This window comes from Candidatus Krumholzibacteriia bacterium (genome assembly GCA_029865265.1).
Lineage (GTDB): Bacteria > Krumholzibacteriota > Krumholzibacteriia > WVZY01 > JAKEHA01 > JAKEHA01.
Genome location: JAOUHG010000002.1, coordinates 172,514 through 189,517 on the forward strand (window position 1 = coordinate 172,514; position 17,004 = coordinate 189,517).

The 17,004-nt window shown below is 66.2% G+C and carries 15 protein-coding genes; 1 reads left to right on the forward strand and 14 read right to left on the reverse strand.

The window, feature by feature from the left end; translation table 11 throughout:
* Positions 1-18: 18 nt before the first annotated feature.
* From OEX18_01925 to OEX18_01965, 9 genes are all read right to left on the reverse strand, one after another.
* Positions 19-1,737, reverse strand: a complete 1,719-nt coding sequence (locus OEX18_01925) for a DUF885 domain-containing protein (protein ID MDH4336018.1) — start codon at positions 1,735-1,737, stop codon at positions 19-21.
* Positions 1,738-1,786: 49 nt separating this feature from the next.
* A complete protein-coding gene (gene pyk / locus OEX18_01930; protein ID MDH4336019.1) occupies positions 1,787-3,223 on the reverse strand; it encodes a pyruvate kinase in 1,437 nt (478 codons plus the stop codon).
* Between the two features lie 43 nt (positions 3,224-3,266).
* Positions 3,267-3,695, reverse strand: a complete 429-nt coding sequence (locus OEX18_01935; GenBank protein ID MDH4336020.1) for a hypothetical protein — start codon at positions 3,693-3,695, stop codon at positions 3,267-3,269.
* A complete protein-coding gene (locus tag OEX18_01940; protein MDH4336021.1) occupies positions 3,692-4,612 on the reverse strand; it encodes a DMT family transporter in 921 nt (306 codons plus the stop codon). The genes OEX18_01935 and OEX18_01940 overlap by 4 nt, the downstream gene beginning before the upstream one ends.
* Positions 4,609-6,414 carry an NUDIX hydrolase gene (locus tag OEX18_01945; GenBank protein ID MDH4336022.1) on the reverse strand — a complete coding sequence of 602 codons (1,806 nt, stop codon included), beginning with the start codon at positions 6,412-6,414 and terminating at the stop codon, positions 4,609-4,611. Before OEX18_01945 ends, OEX18_01940 begins: the two co-directional genes overlap by 4 nt.
* A gap of 11 nt (positions 6,415-6,425) precedes the next feature.
* On the reverse strand, positions 6,426-7,814 hold the full coding sequence (locus tag OEX18_01950) for a phosphomannomutase/phosphoglucomutase (GenBank protein MDH4336023.1): 1,389 nt from the start codon (positions 7,812-7,814) through the stop codon (positions 6,426-6,428).
* A gap of 13 nt (positions 7,815-7,827) precedes the next feature.
* The gene (locus OEX18_01955) at positions 7,828-9,267 is read right to left on the reverse strand and encodes a transglutaminase-like domain-containing protein (GenBank protein MDH4336024.1); all 1,440 of its coding nucleotides are present in this window, start codon (positions 9,265-9,267) and stop codon (positions 7,828-7,830) included.
* Between the two features lie 84 nt (positions 9,268-9,351).
* Positions 9,352-9,792 (reverse strand): Hsp20/alpha crystallin family protein, encoded by a 441-nt coding sequence (locus OEX18_01960; GenBank protein MDH4336025.1) that lies wholly within the window; start codon positions 9,790-9,792, stop codon positions 9,352-9,354.
* Positions 9,793-10,025: 233 nt separating this feature from the next.
* Positions 10,026-11,387, reverse strand: a complete 1,362-nt coding sequence (locus OEX18_01965) for an MFS transporter (GenBank protein MDH4336026.1) — start codon at positions 11,385-11,387, stop codon at positions 10,026-10,028.
* Positions 11,388-11,508: 121 nt separating this feature from the next.
* On the opposite strand from OEX18_01965, the gene acpS reads away from it, so the two are divergent.
* Positions 11,509-11,883 carry a holo-ACP synthase gene (acpS, locus tag OEX18_01970; GenBank protein ID MDH4336027.1) on the forward strand — a complete coding sequence of 125 codons (375 nt, stop codon included), beginning with the start codon at positions 11,509-11,511 and terminating at the stop codon, positions 11,881-11,883.
* Positions 11,884-11,886: 3 nt separating this feature from the next.
* Here acpS and OEX18_01975 read toward each other — a convergent pair whose 3' ends face one another.
* Genes OEX18_01975 through OEX18_01995 form a run of 5 tightly spaced genes read right to left on the reverse strand, consistent with a single transcriptional unit; the run spans position 11,887 to position 16,985 of the window.
* Positions 11,887-12,909, reverse strand: a complete 1,023-nt coding sequence (locus OEX18_01975; GenBank protein ID MDH4336028.1) for a dipeptide epimerase — start codon at positions 12,907-12,909, stop codon at positions 11,887-11,889.
* Positions 12,906-13,997 carry a DUF1611 domain-containing protein gene (locus OEX18_01980; GenBank protein MDH4336029.1) on the reverse strand — a complete coding sequence of 364 codons (1,092 nt, stop codon included), beginning with the start codon at positions 13,995-13,997 and terminating at the stop codon, positions 12,906-12,908. Before OEX18_01980 ends, OEX18_01975 begins: the two co-directional genes overlap by 4 nt.
* A gap of 3 nt (positions 13,998-14,000) precedes the next feature.
* A complete protein-coding gene (locus OEX18_01985) occupies positions 14,001-14,981 on the reverse strand; it encodes a hemolysin family protein (protein MDH4336030.1) in 981 nt (326 codons plus the stop codon).
* On the reverse strand, positions 14,978-16,219 hold the full coding sequence (locus OEX18_01990; protein ID MDH4336031.1) for a hemolysin family protein: 1,242 nt from the start codon (positions 16,217-16,219) through the stop codon (positions 14,978-14,980). Before OEX18_01990 ends, OEX18_01985 begins: the two co-directional genes overlap by 4 nt.
* Before the next feature lie 16 nt (positions 16,220-16,235).
* Positions 16,236-16,985 carry a tetratricopeptide repeat protein gene (locus OEX18_01995; GenBank protein MDH4336032.1) on the reverse strand — a complete coding sequence of 250 codons (750 nt, stop codon included), beginning with the start codon at positions 16,983-16,985 and terminating at the stop codon, positions 16,236-16,238.
* Between the last annotated feature and the right edge of the window lie 19 nt (positions 16,986-17,004).

Below are 17,004 nucleotides of genomic sequence, written 5' to 3' on the forward strand. Positions count from 1 at the left end.
CGGCCCCGCAACGGGGGTCTAGAGCTTCATCATGCGGGCGATATACTTGGCCGACGGCGACCCGAAGGAGAGCATGTTGTCATGCATCTTCTGCAGATCCACGCTCTTGTTCTTCGCCTCGTAGGCGCGGCGGATGTCCTCCACCTCGGCGCTGCCCACGAAGTAGGTGGAGAGCTGCGTCGACGAGAGGCACGCACGCCGCCACTTGCCCGCGGCCTCGCCGTCCTCCTGGAAACCCTCGTTCTTCATCAGGGCCATGGCCTCATCCTCGGTCATGCCCTCGGTATGGATTTTCTGGTCGATGATGGCGTTGATGATGACCCGCAGCCGCATCTTGAGCTGCTGCATCTTCACCGCCGGCCCGCCGAACCCCGCGTCGGCCATCACCTTCTCCGAATACACCGCCCAACCCTCCACGAACGAACCGCTGTAGAAGACGGCGCGCACCATGGTGGGTGCCTTGAACTTGTTGGAATGCGCCCCCTGCAGGTAGTGGCCGGGGACGGCCTCGTGCACGGTCAGGTCGTTGAGCATGTAATCGTTGTATTCCTTGAAAAAAGACGTGGTGCGCTCCGGCGTCCAGTCCTGCGGTGTGGGAGAGATCGAGTAGAAGGTTTCCCCCTGCGGTTCCATCGGGCCCGGCGACTCGCAATACGCCACCGCCACGCCGCGCTGGAACTCCGGCATGACGATGATCTTCACCGGCTCGGTGGGCACGGTGACCAGCTTGTGCTCGCGGGTGAAGGCGATCGCGTCCGCCAGCGTCTGCTTCGCCTTGGGGACGATGGTGTCGTTGTTGGGCCGGTCCTCGGCCAGCTTGTCGAGTACGGCCTTGTTGACCAGCTTCACGTCGCCAAGCCTGGCCGGGTCGGTGTCCTCCGGAAAGTACTTCTTGTACAGGGGCAACGCCGTCTCGTACATGGTCTTCTGTGTCGCCTTGAGATCCGCCGCGGCACGCGCGTAGATCTCCTCCTTGGACAGATCGGAGTCCAGCGAGAAGCGCAGCTTCTTGCGCCACATCGCATCGCCGATGCGGACGTCGCCGTTGGAGCGCGGGAGCAGATCCTTCTCCAGCCACTCGCCGTACGCCTCCAGCGCCTTCGCCGCCGCCTCGCGCACGGGCGCCAGTTCTGCCGCGACCGACGAACCCTCGACGAACTGGGAGAGCTCGTCGCGGATCATGCCGATGTTGCCCTGGTTTTGCAGAATCGCGGTCTCGGTGTGGACCCGCGGCGGGGTCTTCAGGTTGGCCTGCGCCGCGGCCACCACCGCGGGAATCTCCTCCAGACGGCTCTTGACGCTGCGCAGGCGGTCATCCAGCGGGGCAAAGTCGCGCGCGATGAGCGCGTAGATGGCGTTGCCCATGTTGTAGAAGAGCGGGTTCCACTCGTGCTCCTTCAGTTCGTTGGCTTCGAACACCGCCCGCTCCAGGTTGAGCTTGAGAATCGCGTAATCGATGGCGTTTACCTCGCTCAACGACTTCGCATCGATGGCGGCAAGCCGATCCAGGTAACTCTGCGCCACCCGCGCCTGTTCGGCTATCGCCGCGGCGGAACGATCGGTCAGGCGGCCGTCGAAACGATGATCACCCAGGGTGGTTGCGTACTCGGGATTCATTTCCAGCAACTTGTCGATGTACTGGTTGGCCGTCGACTCGAACTCCTTGTCGGAAGCGGCCGCGTGGGCCACGCTGGCGAGCATGACGATGGCCACGGTGGCAATCAGCAGCGATTTCATTCTGGTCTTCTCCTTCTATTCTATATCCAGCCCGTCCGGGAGCGGCCAACTAGAGAACATCAGCCTTGATCATGTTGGTGGTGCCGGGCACGTCCACCGGGACACCCGCCACCACCACCACGCGATCCCCGCGCGAGGCGACTCCGGCCTCGACCACCGCGCGCTTGGCGATTTCGATCATGGAGTCGGTATCCGTGGAAGCGCCGATTCTTACCGACGCGGTGTTCCAGTACAGCATGGTCCGCTTGAGCGTCGGCTCGTGCGGACTGATCACCGCGATGCGCGTGGGCGAACGGTGGTTGGACACGTACAGCGCGGTCTGGCCGGAGCGCGTGCAGCACAGGATGACCTTCGCGCCGATCTCGATGGCGGTGAAGCAGGCGGCGTGCGCCACCGCTTCCGGGATGGTCCGGCCCGGCCGGGGGGCCACCGCGGCGAATTGCCCCGCATAGTCGATGCGCGCCTCGCTGGCCCGCGCCACCTCGGCCATGGTGCGCACGGCCTCCACCGGGTACTTGCCGGATGCAGTCTCGCCCGAGAGCATGACCGCATCGGTGCCATCGAACACGGCGTTGGCGATGTCCGCCGCCTCGGCACGGGTGGGACGGGGATTCTGGATCATGGATTCCAGCATCTGGGTGGCGGTGATGACCGGCTTGCTCGCGGCCAGCGCCTTGCGGATGAGATCCTTCTGGATGAGTGGAACCTGCTCGATGGGCATCTCCAGACCCAGGTCGCCGCGCGCAATCATGACCGCGTCGGCTGCGTCCAGGATGCCGTCGATGTTTTCCAGCGCTTCCTTCTTCTCGATCTTGGCGATGATCGGTATATCGGCACCCTTCTCACGCAGCAACCAGCGCAGCCGCGCAACCTCGTCCACCGAGCGCACGAAGGAGAGTGCGAAGTAGTCGACGTCTTCCTTGATTCCGAATTCGACGCTAACCAGGTCCTTCTCGGTGGGTACGGTTTCGCGCAGTCTCACCCCGGGCGCGTTCACGCCCTTGTTGGACTTCAACTCCCCTCCGACGACCACCTCGCACCGCACATCGGCGTCCTGCTTGTCGATCACCTTGAGTTCGATCTCTCCGTCACCCATCAGGATGCGGTCACCCGGCGAGACGTCCGACACCAGCGCCGGATAGCTGATCGACACCTCGTGCCAGTCGCCGGGCACCGCGCGCGTGGTCAGGGTGAACGAATCGCCGGCGCGCAGCATCGCGGATCCCGCCGCCATCGCACCGATGCGCATCTTGGGACCGGAGAGATCCAGCAGCACGGGAACGTACACGCCCAGTCGCGACGCCACCGCGCGCACGTTCTTCACCACGCGCGCGTGATCGTCCCGTGTGCCATGAGACGTGTTGATGCGCGCCACGTTCATGCCCGCGCGAATGAGCGCTTCGATCATCTCGGGCGAGTCGCTCGCCGGGCCCAGCGTGGCCACGATCTTGGTGCGCCGCGATGCCTGTATTGCTTTTGATTCCATGGTGTTGCCCCGGCTCACAGCGTTGGCCAAGCGCGCGCGATTGTCAAGGGGTGGTTTCCCCGTTCCCCGGCGCGTCGCGGCCGGGCAGCACGCGCGCCAGCACCATGGCCAGCAACCCGGTCATGGCACCGCCCGCAACGCCGATGAAGGGCACGAGCATGAACATGAAGAACTCCAGGTCGAACCCGGACGGCTGACCGGCGAACCTCTCCACCAGAATGGGGTTGTTGCGAACGGTGGTCTCGAAGAACAGCGCCTGCGCCATGGTGGCCGAAGCGCCGTTCCAGAAGCCGGTCACGGCCCCGTGCAACAGCGCCCGCTTGCGCTCGCGGCGCGCGCACAGGAACGCGCACAGCGCCACCACGGCGAACCACACGAACCGGTCGCTCCCCTCGGGGAGCACCCCCAGCACCACGAGCGCGCCCATGAGCGGACCGAACAGGCCCAGCGGCAGCAGCAGCTTCCAGTTCATGCGGTCCGCTCCGGTGCGACGGCGCGGGCCGGCCGGACGCCGCCCAGGTAGATGGCCACGATGGCCAGCGCCGCCCCGCCGGCCTCGACCGGCGTGGTGGGACGGCCGAAGAACGCGATGTCCCATATGAACGTCAGCGCCGGCTGCAGCAGCAGCACCAGTGCCGCGCGCGACGCGTCGACCAGGTGGAAGGTGCGGGAGATGAGAATCCACCCCAGCGCCTGGCACAGGACACCATAGGCCACCAGCACAACCGCGTTCCGCGTGTCGGGGATGCGCAGGCTCTCTCCGGTGAACACGGCCACCGGCACCAGCAGGACGGCGGTGAACAACGATACCACCGCCAGATTTGCCACCGCGGACACCCGTTCAGGTTCGCGCCGCGCGGCGCGCAACGACAGCAGGTAGAGCGCGTAGCTGATGGCGGTGAGAACTCCGTACCCGACACCGATGCGGTAGGACTCATCGAGGCCGGTCCAGTTGAGCCCGACCAGAAGAAACAGACCGGTGACGGCAAGTGGAATCGCAAGCAGGAAACGAAACGTGGCGCGCTCGTGGAACACCAGAATGCCCACCGCCGCCATTACGAACACCTGAAAGTTGCCCAGGATGGTGGCCAGCCCCGGCCCCACGTGCAGGATGGAACGGTGCCAGCAGAATATGTCCGCCGCGAAGAACAGGCCGGCGAGGAGGGCCCAGCGCATGCGCCGCATCCCGTTGAACACCCGGTCGCGCCGCAGTGCGATCAGCGCAAACAGCGTCAGCGCGCCGAACACGTTGCGGTACACGCCGGTCGCGGTGGGGCCCACGTGGACCAGCTTGACGAACACGGCCGAGAAGGAGATCAGGACGCTCCCGGCCACGATCTGCAGCTCGGGGTGGTTCGCCGCCCGGCGCACGCCGGCGCCCCAACTCATTTGCGCACGTTCTCGATCGACTGATAGGTCACATACGCAAAGCGGTGCTGCTCGGCATCGCGCATGGCCGCGGCCATGCGTTCGTGCAGATCGTCGCGCCACGTGGTCCACCTGGCGATGTATGCCTCCGCCGCCGCCGCGTCGCCGGCGGCCTGGATCTCCAGCACCTCACCCAGCATCGCGGTCGCGGCGGCATGCATGCGCGCATAGTCCACCGACAACTTCCCCGCCGCGGCGTCGAACGTGAAGGCGCCCTGGGCGAGGAAGTAGTTGAACTGCATCAGCTCCATGGTCTGATAGGCCTGCGCGCGCTCCGGCTTGTTCTTGAGCAGCACGCGGCGCACGCCACTGGCATACACGGAACGCGCCGCGTCGGCGGTGTAGAACTTCATGTCCAGCAGGGTGGGAATCACGTACAGCGACACCAGATCCGCCTTCATCTCCTCGTAGACCGCCGCCGCCTGGCCCAGCGCGAGGTCGAGGTCGCGGTCGTCCCGCGTACGGTCCACGCCCAGGTAGTGGCCGATCTCGTGCCACAGTGTCCGATTGGCGTTGCCTTCGGCGATCAAGTCATTCGCGAACTTCGCGTCCATGACCGCAACGTAGGAGCGGCGCTGGTTCTCGAACAGGTCCGGGTTGGTCATGATGTTGTGTCGCAGGAGGATGGTTCGGCCGTACTTGCGCGCCGAACTCGCCTCGTTGGGAAGAATGGTGGCAGTGTTGGTTCCCCGTGACTGCGCGAAGTCAGCCACCACCTCGTACACGCCGACGGGAATGTCGGTGCGCACGCGCTTGTGCGGCTTGCCCTTGTCGTAGGGCAGCGAGTCCTCCAGCGTCTGCAGGGCCGCGGTGGCCGAGCGCAGCGCGTCGCTGCGTTCGTGATCGCGCAGCAGAACATTGAGGCTGAAGTAGGTCTTCACGCCGAACAGTGCGTCATCGTACGTTTCGTAGGAACCAATCTGCGCGTTGAGGTTCTTGAAGCTGCCCGTTACCCAGGCCGAGTCGCCGGCGGCGTAGTCGTTGATGATGAGGTCGTTGGCGCGCGCGCGCAGGTAGCCGGCAAAGTCCGGGTCCTCGGCCTTGACGGCGTCGGCCGCCTTCTTCAGCAGGCCACTCACCCTTGCGAGTTCGTCGGCATACGCAACCGGGTAGGGGACGGCATAGAACGCCACCCGATCCGGATGGCGCGACAACTCGATCAGCCTGGGCTTGAGGTCGGGGTGCGCCTTCTCGATGTCGCGGTGACGGTTGAGGGCGGCGAGATCCGCGTTCACGGCGCCGACGGTGCAGCGACGCACCACCGTGCGCGGGTGCAGGATTGTCTCCACCTCGTCGGGGTGATCCTTCATGAATGCGTCCAGTTCCTCGCGGGTCACGTCCCATGGATACAGCGCGCCACCGGGAACGGGGGGATCCACCGGCAGCACGGGCCGGCGCACGTTGTCCAGCCCGCGCACCACCGGGCCATTGGACATGTAGTAGAGCGTCAGGAGGTTCTGTGTGGCCGGGGGCGAACCCAGGTTGCGGTCCGTGTCGACCAGGTACGTGCGCGCCCCGGTCGCCTGGCGATGCTTCATGTTCTCGTGCAGTTGCTGGAAGATCTCCCCGGCCTGGATGAGGTAGTCCACCGCGAGCTGGTCCGCTCCGGTCAGTGGAGAGAGATCCGGAGCGAGGTGCACGTGCAGGGTCTTGTCGATGATGGGCTGCGTCGTCGTCAGGGGCGCGTACCCCTCGGGGAGGTCCTGAGCGCCGGCCGGCACCACCACTGAAACCAGCACAATCAACGCAATCAGCATGAACATGATCGAATCTCCTATTCGTTTTCCCAGTGTCGATCCACTTCCGGGTATCGATCCAGGTAGCCGCGGAAGGTCTGTTTGATCTTCTGCAGGCGCTCCGGCGTTCGCGCCTCGAAGCGCAGCACCAGCTCCGGCAGGTTGGAGGAGGCGCGCACCAGTCCCCAGCCATCCTCGAACACCACCCGCGCCCCGTTGATGTCGACCACGCGATCGAAGTCCTGCTTGAGCTCCGCCGTGAGCCTCTTTACCACGTCGTACTTGACCTCGTCGGCGCACTTGACGTTGATGGCCGGTGTTGACACGTACGCCGGCGTCCCCGCCATGATGACGGACAGCGGCTGGCTGCGCGCGGCCACGTATTCAACGAAACGAAGTCCCGAGTATACGCCGTCGTCGAAGCCGTAGTAGTTCTCCACGAAGAACACATGGCCGCTCATCTCGCCGGCCAGCGCGGCCTTCTCCTCGTGCAACTTGGCCTTGATGTGGGAGTGCCCCGTCTTCCACATGATGGGTACGCCTCCGTGCGCGCGGATGTCGTCTTCGAGAGCCTGGGTGCACTTGACGTCAAAGACGATCTTGCCGCCCGGAGCCCGTTCCAGCACCTGCCGCGCCAGCAGGATCATGTAACGGTCGGGCCAGATGACATCGCCCTTCTCGTCGACCACGCCGAAGCGATCGCCATCGCCGTCGAAGGCCATGCCGAGGTCGGCCTTTTCTTCGCGCACGCGCCGGCCCAGGATCTCGACGGTGTCGGTGCGCGCCGGATCCGGTTCGTGATTGGGAAACTCCGGATCGAGATCCGTGAACTGTTCGATCACGTTGAGCCCCGCGTCGCGGAATATGCGCGGGGCGAAGGCACCCGCGGTTCCGTTGCCGGTATCGATGACGATCTTCAGGGGGCGCACGATATCCACCCGGCCGGTAAGGTCGGCGGCGTAGTCGTCGGCAATGGTCACCTCGCTGTAGTCGCCGCGTCCGCTGGCGAACTCCTCCCCCTCGATGATGCCGTACAACTCCTGGATCTCGTCGGCAACCAGCGTCGAGGAGAATCCGGCCCCGAGCTTGAGTCCATTCCAGCCCTTGGGGTTGTGACTGCCGGTGATCATCGCGCCCCCCTTCACCTTGAAGCGGTACTGCGACCAGTACATCATCGGGGTGAGGCACATTCCCACCATGATCACGTTGCGCCCGGTGGCGCGCAGCCCCTTGACCAGGCCGTCCTTTATATCCACGGATCCAAAACGCGAATCATAGCCGACCACCATGTCGTCGATGCCACGGCGGGCGAGAAAGGTTCCGAAGCCACGGCCGATCCACTCCGCCGAGCGCGCATTGAGCTCGTCGTCGTTGACGCGGCCGCGAATGTCGTACTCGCGGAACATGGTCTTCTTGAGGCTCGGCACAACGGGCTCCCGTCTAGTTGAGGTGATAGTCGATGACGCTCACGGAAACGCCGGCAACGGCGCCGTAGGCGCTCAGCAGGTCGCGCTCGCCCAGCGACTCGCTTGACTCGGGCGCGTGAACACGCAGGCGGATGGGATCGAGGTCGAGGTCGAGCGCGTCCAGCGTGCGCCACTGCCCCACGTACGCCTCCACCCACATGTGCCCCACGAAGGCGCCGTCCCCCTCGCTGTACGCCAGTCCCACCACCGGACGTGCGGGAATGCCGCTGGCGCGCAGCAGCGCCACGGTGAGCAGCGAGTGCTCGGTACAGTCGCCGGCGCGGGTGCGGTACACATCCAGCGCCGACGCGTAGCCGTGCTCCATGCCCTTGTGTTCGATGTGACCGTTGACCCAGGCCGCGATGTCGCGGGCGAGATTCCAGTCCCGGTCGCCGGTCACGGTGCGGATGCTGTCCGCCACCGCGCGCAGCGTCGGGTTGTTGGACTGGACGAAACGATCCGGCTGCAGGAAGCGCGCCTGGGACCCTTCGTCTTCCGTCATGCGCACGGTGGTCCCGCGCGACAGCCGCAGTTCGACGGCGTGATCTTCGCGCAGGGTTTCTTCCTGGTTGGGACCGGCCATGGTTGCGACGGGCGGCAGCCCCGAGAACTCAAGCCGCAGCGTGACGTCCTTCACGCGGCTCACCGGCCGGGGAAAGCCGGCGCAGTCCACCATCGACTGCCGGATGATGTCGAAGTCCGGTTCGATCTCGATGGTGTCGAGTTCGTCGGCGTTGATCTTCTCGATGGCGATTTCGACGCCCAGCTGGCGCACCACCGTGCGCACCGCATCGCCGCTCTCGTCGAACCAGATGGTGGACGACGGCGACTGCGCGCCCGCGTCGTACTCGTCCACCACCACGCGGCCCGTGTTCGCCATCTCCGCGGTCGCGTCCGGGTTGCGCACGAAACGCTGCACCCGGAACCCGCCCTCGCCGATGTCGAAGATGGTCATGGTGGTGTCCGCCGCGCTTCCCCCGACCCAGGCACGCAGCGCCAGCGCCGCGCCGGCCTCGGTGGCGGCACCCGGTTCCCACGCGAACGCGCGACGGTCCAGGGTGCGCCCCACGCGGGATTCGTAGCGCACCGAATCCCCATCCAGGGACGCGGTGGAGCTGGAGTTGGAGAGAGAGCTCTCCATGCGCGAACGCAGCAGACGCCCGGACGGGTCCGAAACCTCCTCGGTGAGCACCATCATGGAGAGCGGGGTGCCCAGCCGGGTGAAACGAACGCTGAGGTGCGCGCTGAACACCACGCCGCCCGTGCCCGACACCAGGCTCTCCGACGCCGTGCCGACCGTCGCGCCGCCAATGCGGACCACATACCAGGTGTCGGTTTCGGGATCCCCGGACGTGGCCGGCGATAACGACGATGCCACCATGAGCAGAATGGGAAGCGCTGCGAGGGGTATCATGCGCGCCGACAGTAACATACCGGGACGAAAACAGAAAGGCCCGGGGGACGCCCCCGGGCCCTCGCTGTCACCTTCGCGGATCGCCTACGCGATCTCGACCTTCTTGCCCACCTTGTCCGGCGCCTTGGGAAGCGTCACGCTGAGGATCCCGTTCTCCATCTTCGCCTTGACGGCGTCACGGTTGATGCCGTTCACGTTGAAGCTGCGCTCGAATTTCGTGGAGCGATACTCGCGGCGGATCAGCCCCTTCTCCTCGTGCTGCTCCGACTTCTCGCCGCGCACGATCAGGGTGTCGCCCTCGATGTTCACCGACACGTCCTGCTTGTCCAGGCCCGGCATCTCCATGCTGAAGACGAACGCGTCGTCCAGCTCGGCGATGTTGGTCCGCGGCAGGCGGATCGAGGCCCAGCCCTCTTCGGTACTCTCCGCGTCACCAAAGACGCGCTCGAGCGGGAAGCCCCAGTTCAGCCGGTCGAAGAGACGATCGATGGGGGTGGCGGGGCTTTCGTACTTCATGAGTTTCATATTCAGTGACCTCCGTTGGTCTGCATGTTCAGAGAGTTCGATGTCGCAAATGATGATGCGTTCAACGAGGGAGAGGAATTGCACGCGCCGTGCCAGCGCGGAGCAACGGTGTATCTTTCATATTTACAATATATTAGAGATTCGCCCGGCGCGCCGTCCCCGGCGTGGGGCACAGGGCTGACACAGGCATCTGCCACACTGTCATGTTTGCGGTTACCGTCTGCGCCGCGATGTCACAGTGGCGTGGCAGCCGCGTCCGCCGTGACGCGACGCGCGGACCGCGGCTCGGCGAGGCGGGCGCTGATCACGATGTTGGCCACCGCGGCGGCGCCCCCGAAGGCGAACAGCGTGGTGAATCCCAGGGTTTCCGCCACGATGCCACCCAGGATGGGGCTGAGCATGAACGGAAACGAGAGGGAGTTCATGAAACCCACGTACAGGGGACGGCGATCCGGGGGTGCGGACTCGAGCAGGTAGGTGTGGTTGGCGATGAAGCGACCGCTGCGCACGAAGCCGTTGATGAGAAAGGTCGAGGCGACGAGCAGGAAGACAGAGATCGATCCCGGCGCGGGTGCTGCGCGGGTGAGCCACAGCATCACCAGCGGCGGCAGCAGGCTGGCCACCGCGGTGCTCAGGAACACGATGCGGTTGCCGCGCCGGTCGAGCAGCGGTCCCCAAAGCACGTTGGACAGCATGCCCGCGCCGATCCATATGGAGAGGAAGAGCCCCACACTGGCTTCGGAGAAGCCGAGACGCACGTAGGCGTAGGTGGCGTAGAACGGAAACGCCATGGCGGTGAGCTGGTAGAACACGCGCATGAGCAGGTAAGCACGGTAGTGCGGCATGCGCCGCAGCATGGCCACCCCGTCGGCGATCTGGTGTCGCAGCGCGGGAGGGCGGGTCACGTGCTCGGCGGGCGGCTCGCGCACGAACATGTAGGCAAGCACACCGCACGACGTGATGACGCCGCCGATGATGATCAGGATTCCGTAGTCGTAAGGGAACGCGTGATCGCTCAGGCGCAGGAACCGGGCGCACACCGTGACCCAGCGGTAGACCGCACTGTTGGCCCACATCGCGCCCGGGTCACCGTCGAGCACCGCGGCGATGAGAAGCCCCGCCAGCACACCCAGCGCACCACCCAGCACGCGCCGGCCCGCAAAGAACGAGCCGCGCTCCCGGATGGGAACCGTCTTGGATGTGATCTCCAGAAACGGCACGCCCCCCACCCCGGCCGCGAGCGCATTGATGGACAGTCCCGTGATGACGCTCGCCATGAGCAGAGTCGGATGATCCGGCCCGATGAGGTAGACGCTCACCCCGGCTCCCACGAAACCCAGGAAGCGGAACACCGATGAGGCCGCGTAGATGGGCAGTACGCGGCGGCGCGCCTGCGCCATGCTGGCCACGAACACCTGCGGAAAGAACCAGCCCGCGGTGAAGGCGGCGCTCACGAAGCCGATCACCACTGCCCCGCCGCCCAGCGTCGCGATGAAGACCGGCAGCACGGTGAACGGGTCGACGAAGGCGTTGCCCAGGTTGACCAGCATCCCGTTGATGATGCCGAGGGTGTGGTTGCGTCTGGATGCCGTCATGATTCCTCGCAGCGCACGCTAAACCCCAAACACGCGCGTGGCAAGCGCGGACCTGTGTCGGCTATACTTTCCGCTTCCGCGCCGGGCCGCAGGCAAGCGGCAGCGGCGCTGGGAACGCACCATGATCAAGGGAATCGGAATCGACTCCATCCTGCTGGCCCGCGTTGCGCGCGTGCGGGAGAACTACCCGGATCGCTTTCCCGCCCGCATCCTGACCGAGGCGGAACGCGAGTACGTGCTGCGCTACGCGGACCCCGTGCCGCGCATCGCGGGGCGCTTCGCCGCCAAGGAGGCGTGCATGAAGGCGCTGGGAACCGGGTGGGGATACGGGGTGCGCTGGCGCGACATCGAGGTGATACGCATCCCCAGCGGCAAGCCGGTGATGCAACTGCACGGCCGCGCCCGGGAACTGATGGACTCGCTTGGCGCCACGGTGGTGCATTGCACCATCACCCACACCGACGAGCACGCCATGGCAATCGTGATTCTGGAATAGCGCTCAGCGACGGCGCACGCCGAGGCCGGGTTCGCGGGGCAACACCAGCCTGCCCGCCACCACCGTCACGCCCTCGAACGGGTCGTCCGCCAGCAGCAGATTGCCGTCGAGGTCCGCCCAGTCGGCCAGCGGACTCAGGTGCGCGGCCGCGGTCACGCCCAGTGACGTCTCCAGCATGCAGCCGATCATGACCTTCAGCCCGTGCGCCCGCGCCCGCTCTATCATCTGCAGCGCGGGCGTGATGCCGCCACACTTCATGAGCTTGATGTTGATGCCGTGTCCCTGGTCGTGGCAGCGGTCGACGTCGTCCGGTCCCGAGATGCTCTCGTCGAGCACGACGGGCAGCGGACTCACCAGCTTCAGCTGGCGCAACCCGTCCACGTCCTCGCGCGCGATGGGCTGCTCGCAGAACTCCACGCCGCGCCGGTACAGATCCAGCGTCTTTTCCAGGGCGGTTTCCGCGTCCCAACCCTCGTTGGCGTCCACGCGAACCACCTTCCCGCTGCGGGTCATGACGCGATCCACGATCTCGAGGTCGCCCGGAAGCCCCACCTTCACCTTGAGCACCTGGTAGGCGGCGGCCGCGTCGACCCTGGCATCGATGACGTCGGGCCGGTCGATGCCGATAGTGAAAGACGTGAGGGGCGCGCGCAGCGGATCGGCGCCAATCAGGCTCCACACCGGCGCGTCCGCGCAGCGGCCGGCGTGATCCCACAGCGCCATGTCCAGCGCCGCGCGCACGGATGCGTGCGCCTGCAGGCGCTGGTGGAGTTCCTCGCCGGGCTGGTTGAGGCGCCGGCGCACCTCGGACGGCTCGGCATCGAGCAGGCGGCCGATGGCGTTGACCGCGGATCGTACGGTCATGGCATCCTCGCCGTAGTACCCCTGTGGTGCGGCCTCGCCCATGCCGCGCACACCGTCGGCTTCCAGCGTCAGCACGAATATGTCGCGCACCTGCTTGGTCTCCCGCGCAATCTTGAAGGGGTGCGCGGTCTCCACCCGAATGGGTTCCACTTCCAGTTTCATGCATCACTCCCGCTTGGAATCGCCCCGGTGTCGCGCAGCGCGTCGAGCAGAAAGCCGGCACCGAAGCGCACCGCGTCGGTGGCGGGCAGGCCGGTCTCCTGCCGCGCGGCCTCGATGGCGCGGTGGGCATCGGGCTCGCCGAGCGCGGCGGTGTTCAGGGCAAGCGCCACCACACGGGAACGCTTGTACGGCCGCATCATGGCCTCGTAGCCGGCGATGATCTCGGCCAGCGGCGGAATCGGGATGGTGAAGCGCTTGTAGCGCGTCCGCCCCGGCGCGTGCACCAGCACCATCGCATCCGGCATCGATCCATACAAGAGACCCAGCATGACCGCGCCGTAGCCGGGGTGCATGAGCGCGCCCTGCCCTTCCACGAACACCACGTCCATCGCGTCGCCCTCCAGGTTGACAAGCGCCTCGGTGGCCCCGCCGACGAAGTCCGCAACCACGCGGTCCACCGGGACACCCCGCCCGCGCAGGATGATCCCCGTCTGTCCGGTGGCCGCCCATGCCGCACGCAACCCCCTGCCCTTCGCGGCGCGCGCGAGCTCCAGGGCGACCGTCATCTTGCCGGCTCCGCAGTCGCTGCCCACGGTGAGCACCACGCTCGCACCCGTGTTGCAGCCGGCGCCGGTGGACACCAACCGCGCCTCCGGCACGCGGCGCACGTCCCAGATGCGCGCCCCCGAGGCCAGAGCCAGCGCGCGCAGCTCGGCGTCGTCCTCCAGAAACACGTGCAGACCGCTCACCACGTCGACGCCCGCTCGCAGGCAGGCGGCGACAACCGCGCGATCCCCCGCCTCCAGCACGCCGCCGGTGGGTGCAACCCCCACCACCGCCACCTCGGGGCGGGCGCGCAGCCCCTCCTCGATGGTCGCCACCACCGGCGCAGCGCAATCCACGCCGAGCACGTCGCGCACGCTGCGGCCCGCGCGCGACGCATCCAGCACCGCCACCACGTCCCCGGGGCGGTCCATCGCCACGCACACCGCCGTCTTGCCGTCCGCAGCCGAGAAGCGGCCGTCGGCGAGGAGCAGCAGGCGCCGGCCGGCAAGGGCGAAGGGCGCGGTCACGACGGGCGTGGTCATGGCTCAGTCGAACTCGTCCACGATGACACCCACCAGGCGCTTGAGAATGTCGTCGAGCGTGGTCATGCCCACGCAGGTTCCGTCGGGGCGCCGGATCAACGCCATGTGACGGCCGCCCTCACGCATCTGCAGGAGGACGTCGGAGAGCCGCGCGTTCTCGGGCACCGCATACGGAGGCTGCAGGTTCCTGCGCAGCGCCTCGCGGTCGTGGGCGGTTACGAATTCGTGCACCGAAATCACACCCACCACGTTGTTGCGCTGCCCGCGGTACACGGGGTAACGCGAAAATCGCTCGTGAGCGATGACACCACGCTGGTCGTCGAAGGGCACGTCACCATCCAGCATGAGCACCACCTCAAGCGGTGTCATGGCGTCGCGGATGGAGAGATCCTTGAGTTCGATGGCACGGTCGATCAACTCAGTGGTCTCCGGCGCAATGAGCCCCGCGCCCCGGCTGTCGCCGATGTGGAACAGCAGTTCCTCCATGGAAACATTGAGCAGGCGCGACGACGGGCTGATGGGCAGGAAGCGCGTGAATACGTCGGAGAGGAACGTGAATGTGCGTACCAGCGGGTACAGAAGGCCGGTCAGCACGCGCAGGATGTCCACGCTGCCCAGCGCCGCGCGCGTTGAGTAGTAGAGGAACAGCCCCTTGGGGATGACCTCGTTGAAGATCAACGTCACCGGCACCAAGATGAGCGTGGCCAGCGTTGCCCCCGACGTGCCGTAGTGGCGGGCCATCAGTGCGGTGAAAGTGGTGGTGCAGCCGATGATGGCGAGGTTGGTGCCCACCAGGACCGAACTCAGCAGGTAGCGCGGGTTCTCCAGCAACGCCAGCACGCGCCGCGCGCGACGGTCGCCGGCGTCGGCCAGGTGGCGCAGGCGCAGGCGGTCGGCGGCGATGAACGCCGTCTCACTGCCCGAATAGAAGATACCGAGCACGAATGCCACCACCGAGATGATGATGAGGTGGCGGTCGCTCACAGCTTTTCCACCCGGATCTTGCGAATGCGATTGGGTTGCGCGGAGATGACGTGGAAGCGCAACCCCTGCGCCACGATGGTCTCGCCTTCGCGCGGGATCCTCCCCAGCAACCCCAGCACGAACCCGGCCACTGTCTCGTGCTCTTCGTCGCGCAGCGCGGTATCGAATTCCTCGTTGAAATCATCCAGCTCCATGGTGCCGTCGACGACGATGCGCTTGTCGTCGATGCGCTGGAATGGCTGCGAACGCGGCTCGCGCGCGTTGCGAATTTCGCCCACCAGTTGCTCCAGGATGTCCTCGATGGTCACCACGCCCGCAAACGAACCGTATTCGTCGAGCGCGATCGCCACGTGTATCTTGCGTGTTTGCAGTTCTCCGTATAACTCAACGATGGAGGCCGTTTCCTGGATGAAGAAGACCTCGTGCAGGCGCGCACGCAGGTCGTCCTCCGTCCTCGCCGCGTCCGGGTCCACCAGGTCCTTCACATGCAGGATGCCGATGACGTCGTCGGAAGACTCCTCGCGGATCGGAATGCGCGACCTTCCGCTGCTGGCGAACAGTTGCACCAGTTCTTCCCGCCCCGCGCTGACCGGAGCCGACGTCACCTGGATACTGGGCGTCATGATCTCCTTGACGACCTTCTGACGGAACTCCAGCACGTGCGAGAGGATCTCGTACTCGAACGCGCCCACCGCGCCCTCGCGGCGGCCGATGCGCACCGCCGTCAGCAGTTCGTCCCAGGAGTAGGATCTGCTCGCGGCGCCCAGCCGTCCGCGCAGCACGTCGATCACGCGATCGGTGAAAAGGGTGAGCGGAACCCGTACGGGCAGAAAGAGCGTGTGCAGGACGGAAAGCGGAAACACCACCCCGCGTGCGAATCGCTCCGGACTGTGCAGGCCCAGCGCCTTGGGGATGATCTCCCCGAACAGCATGATGAGCACCGCCATCACCACGAACGAGTAGCCCGCGCCCCGCTCGCCAAACGATTCCAGCGCGATGGCAGTAGCGGTGCTGGTGGCGAAGATGTTGACGGTCAGGTTGCCGAGCAGAATGGTAATGAGCAGCCGGCGCGGCCGTTCCAGGAGCCGTGACACCAGGCGGCCCGCGCCGGAGACGTCACGCAGCGCGCGCAGATGTGAGCGGCTGAGAGAAAAAAGGGCGGCCTCGGAGCCGGAAAAGAAACCGGACAGCAGGAGCAGAACGAGAAGACCGGCAGTATAGAGGAGTACGTCGCCCACGACGGCGGGCCCGGGGTCAGTTGCCCAGTTCGGCGAGGGCGCTGCGGGCCTGCTTGGCTTCCTCGGTTGTGGGGTGCTTTTCGATCAGCGTGTTGAACGCCTTCTCGGCCAGGCCCCGTTCTTCGAGTTGCAGGTAGGCGCGCCCCATCTTGAGGTACGCGGCCGGCACCAGGCGCGCGTTCGGGTAGTCGGTAACCACGCGCTGGAACTCGCCCGCCGCTTCCAGGTAGCGCTCGGTGGCGTAGTTGCACTCGCCCAGGTAATAGTGGGATTCGACCGCGCGCGGACCCTCGGGGAACCGGGCCAGGTAGTCCTGCAGGCCCTGCGCGGCGAGTTCGTAGTTGCCGCGCGTCACGTCCATGTACGCCCCGCGGTAGATCTCCTCCGCCGCCTGCGCGAGGGAGTCGGCGGGGGGAACAGGCGAGGGGCGTGAACCGCTGCTGCGGCCACGCCCCCCACGGTTGACACTCAACTGTTCGCTGTCCTCGATGCGGCTCACCAGAACGCGCACCGCCTCATCGAGTTCCGACAGCGTCACCGAGGTCTGAGCCTGAAAGGACGTCCGCTCCTCGCTGTCGCGGGCGATCTGATCCTCCAGGCGCTGGATCCGCTCCAGAAGCTGCTGCTGATCGGTCCGCAGCGTATCGGCCACGCGCGCAGCGTGGTCGGAGTTGACCGGGCCCTTGACCAGCTTGGCCCCGTAGCAACCCGACAGCACCGCCCCCGCGACGGCGATTCCGAGGATTCTGAACGTACGGCGGATCAACTCGGTGTTCGATCCGGCG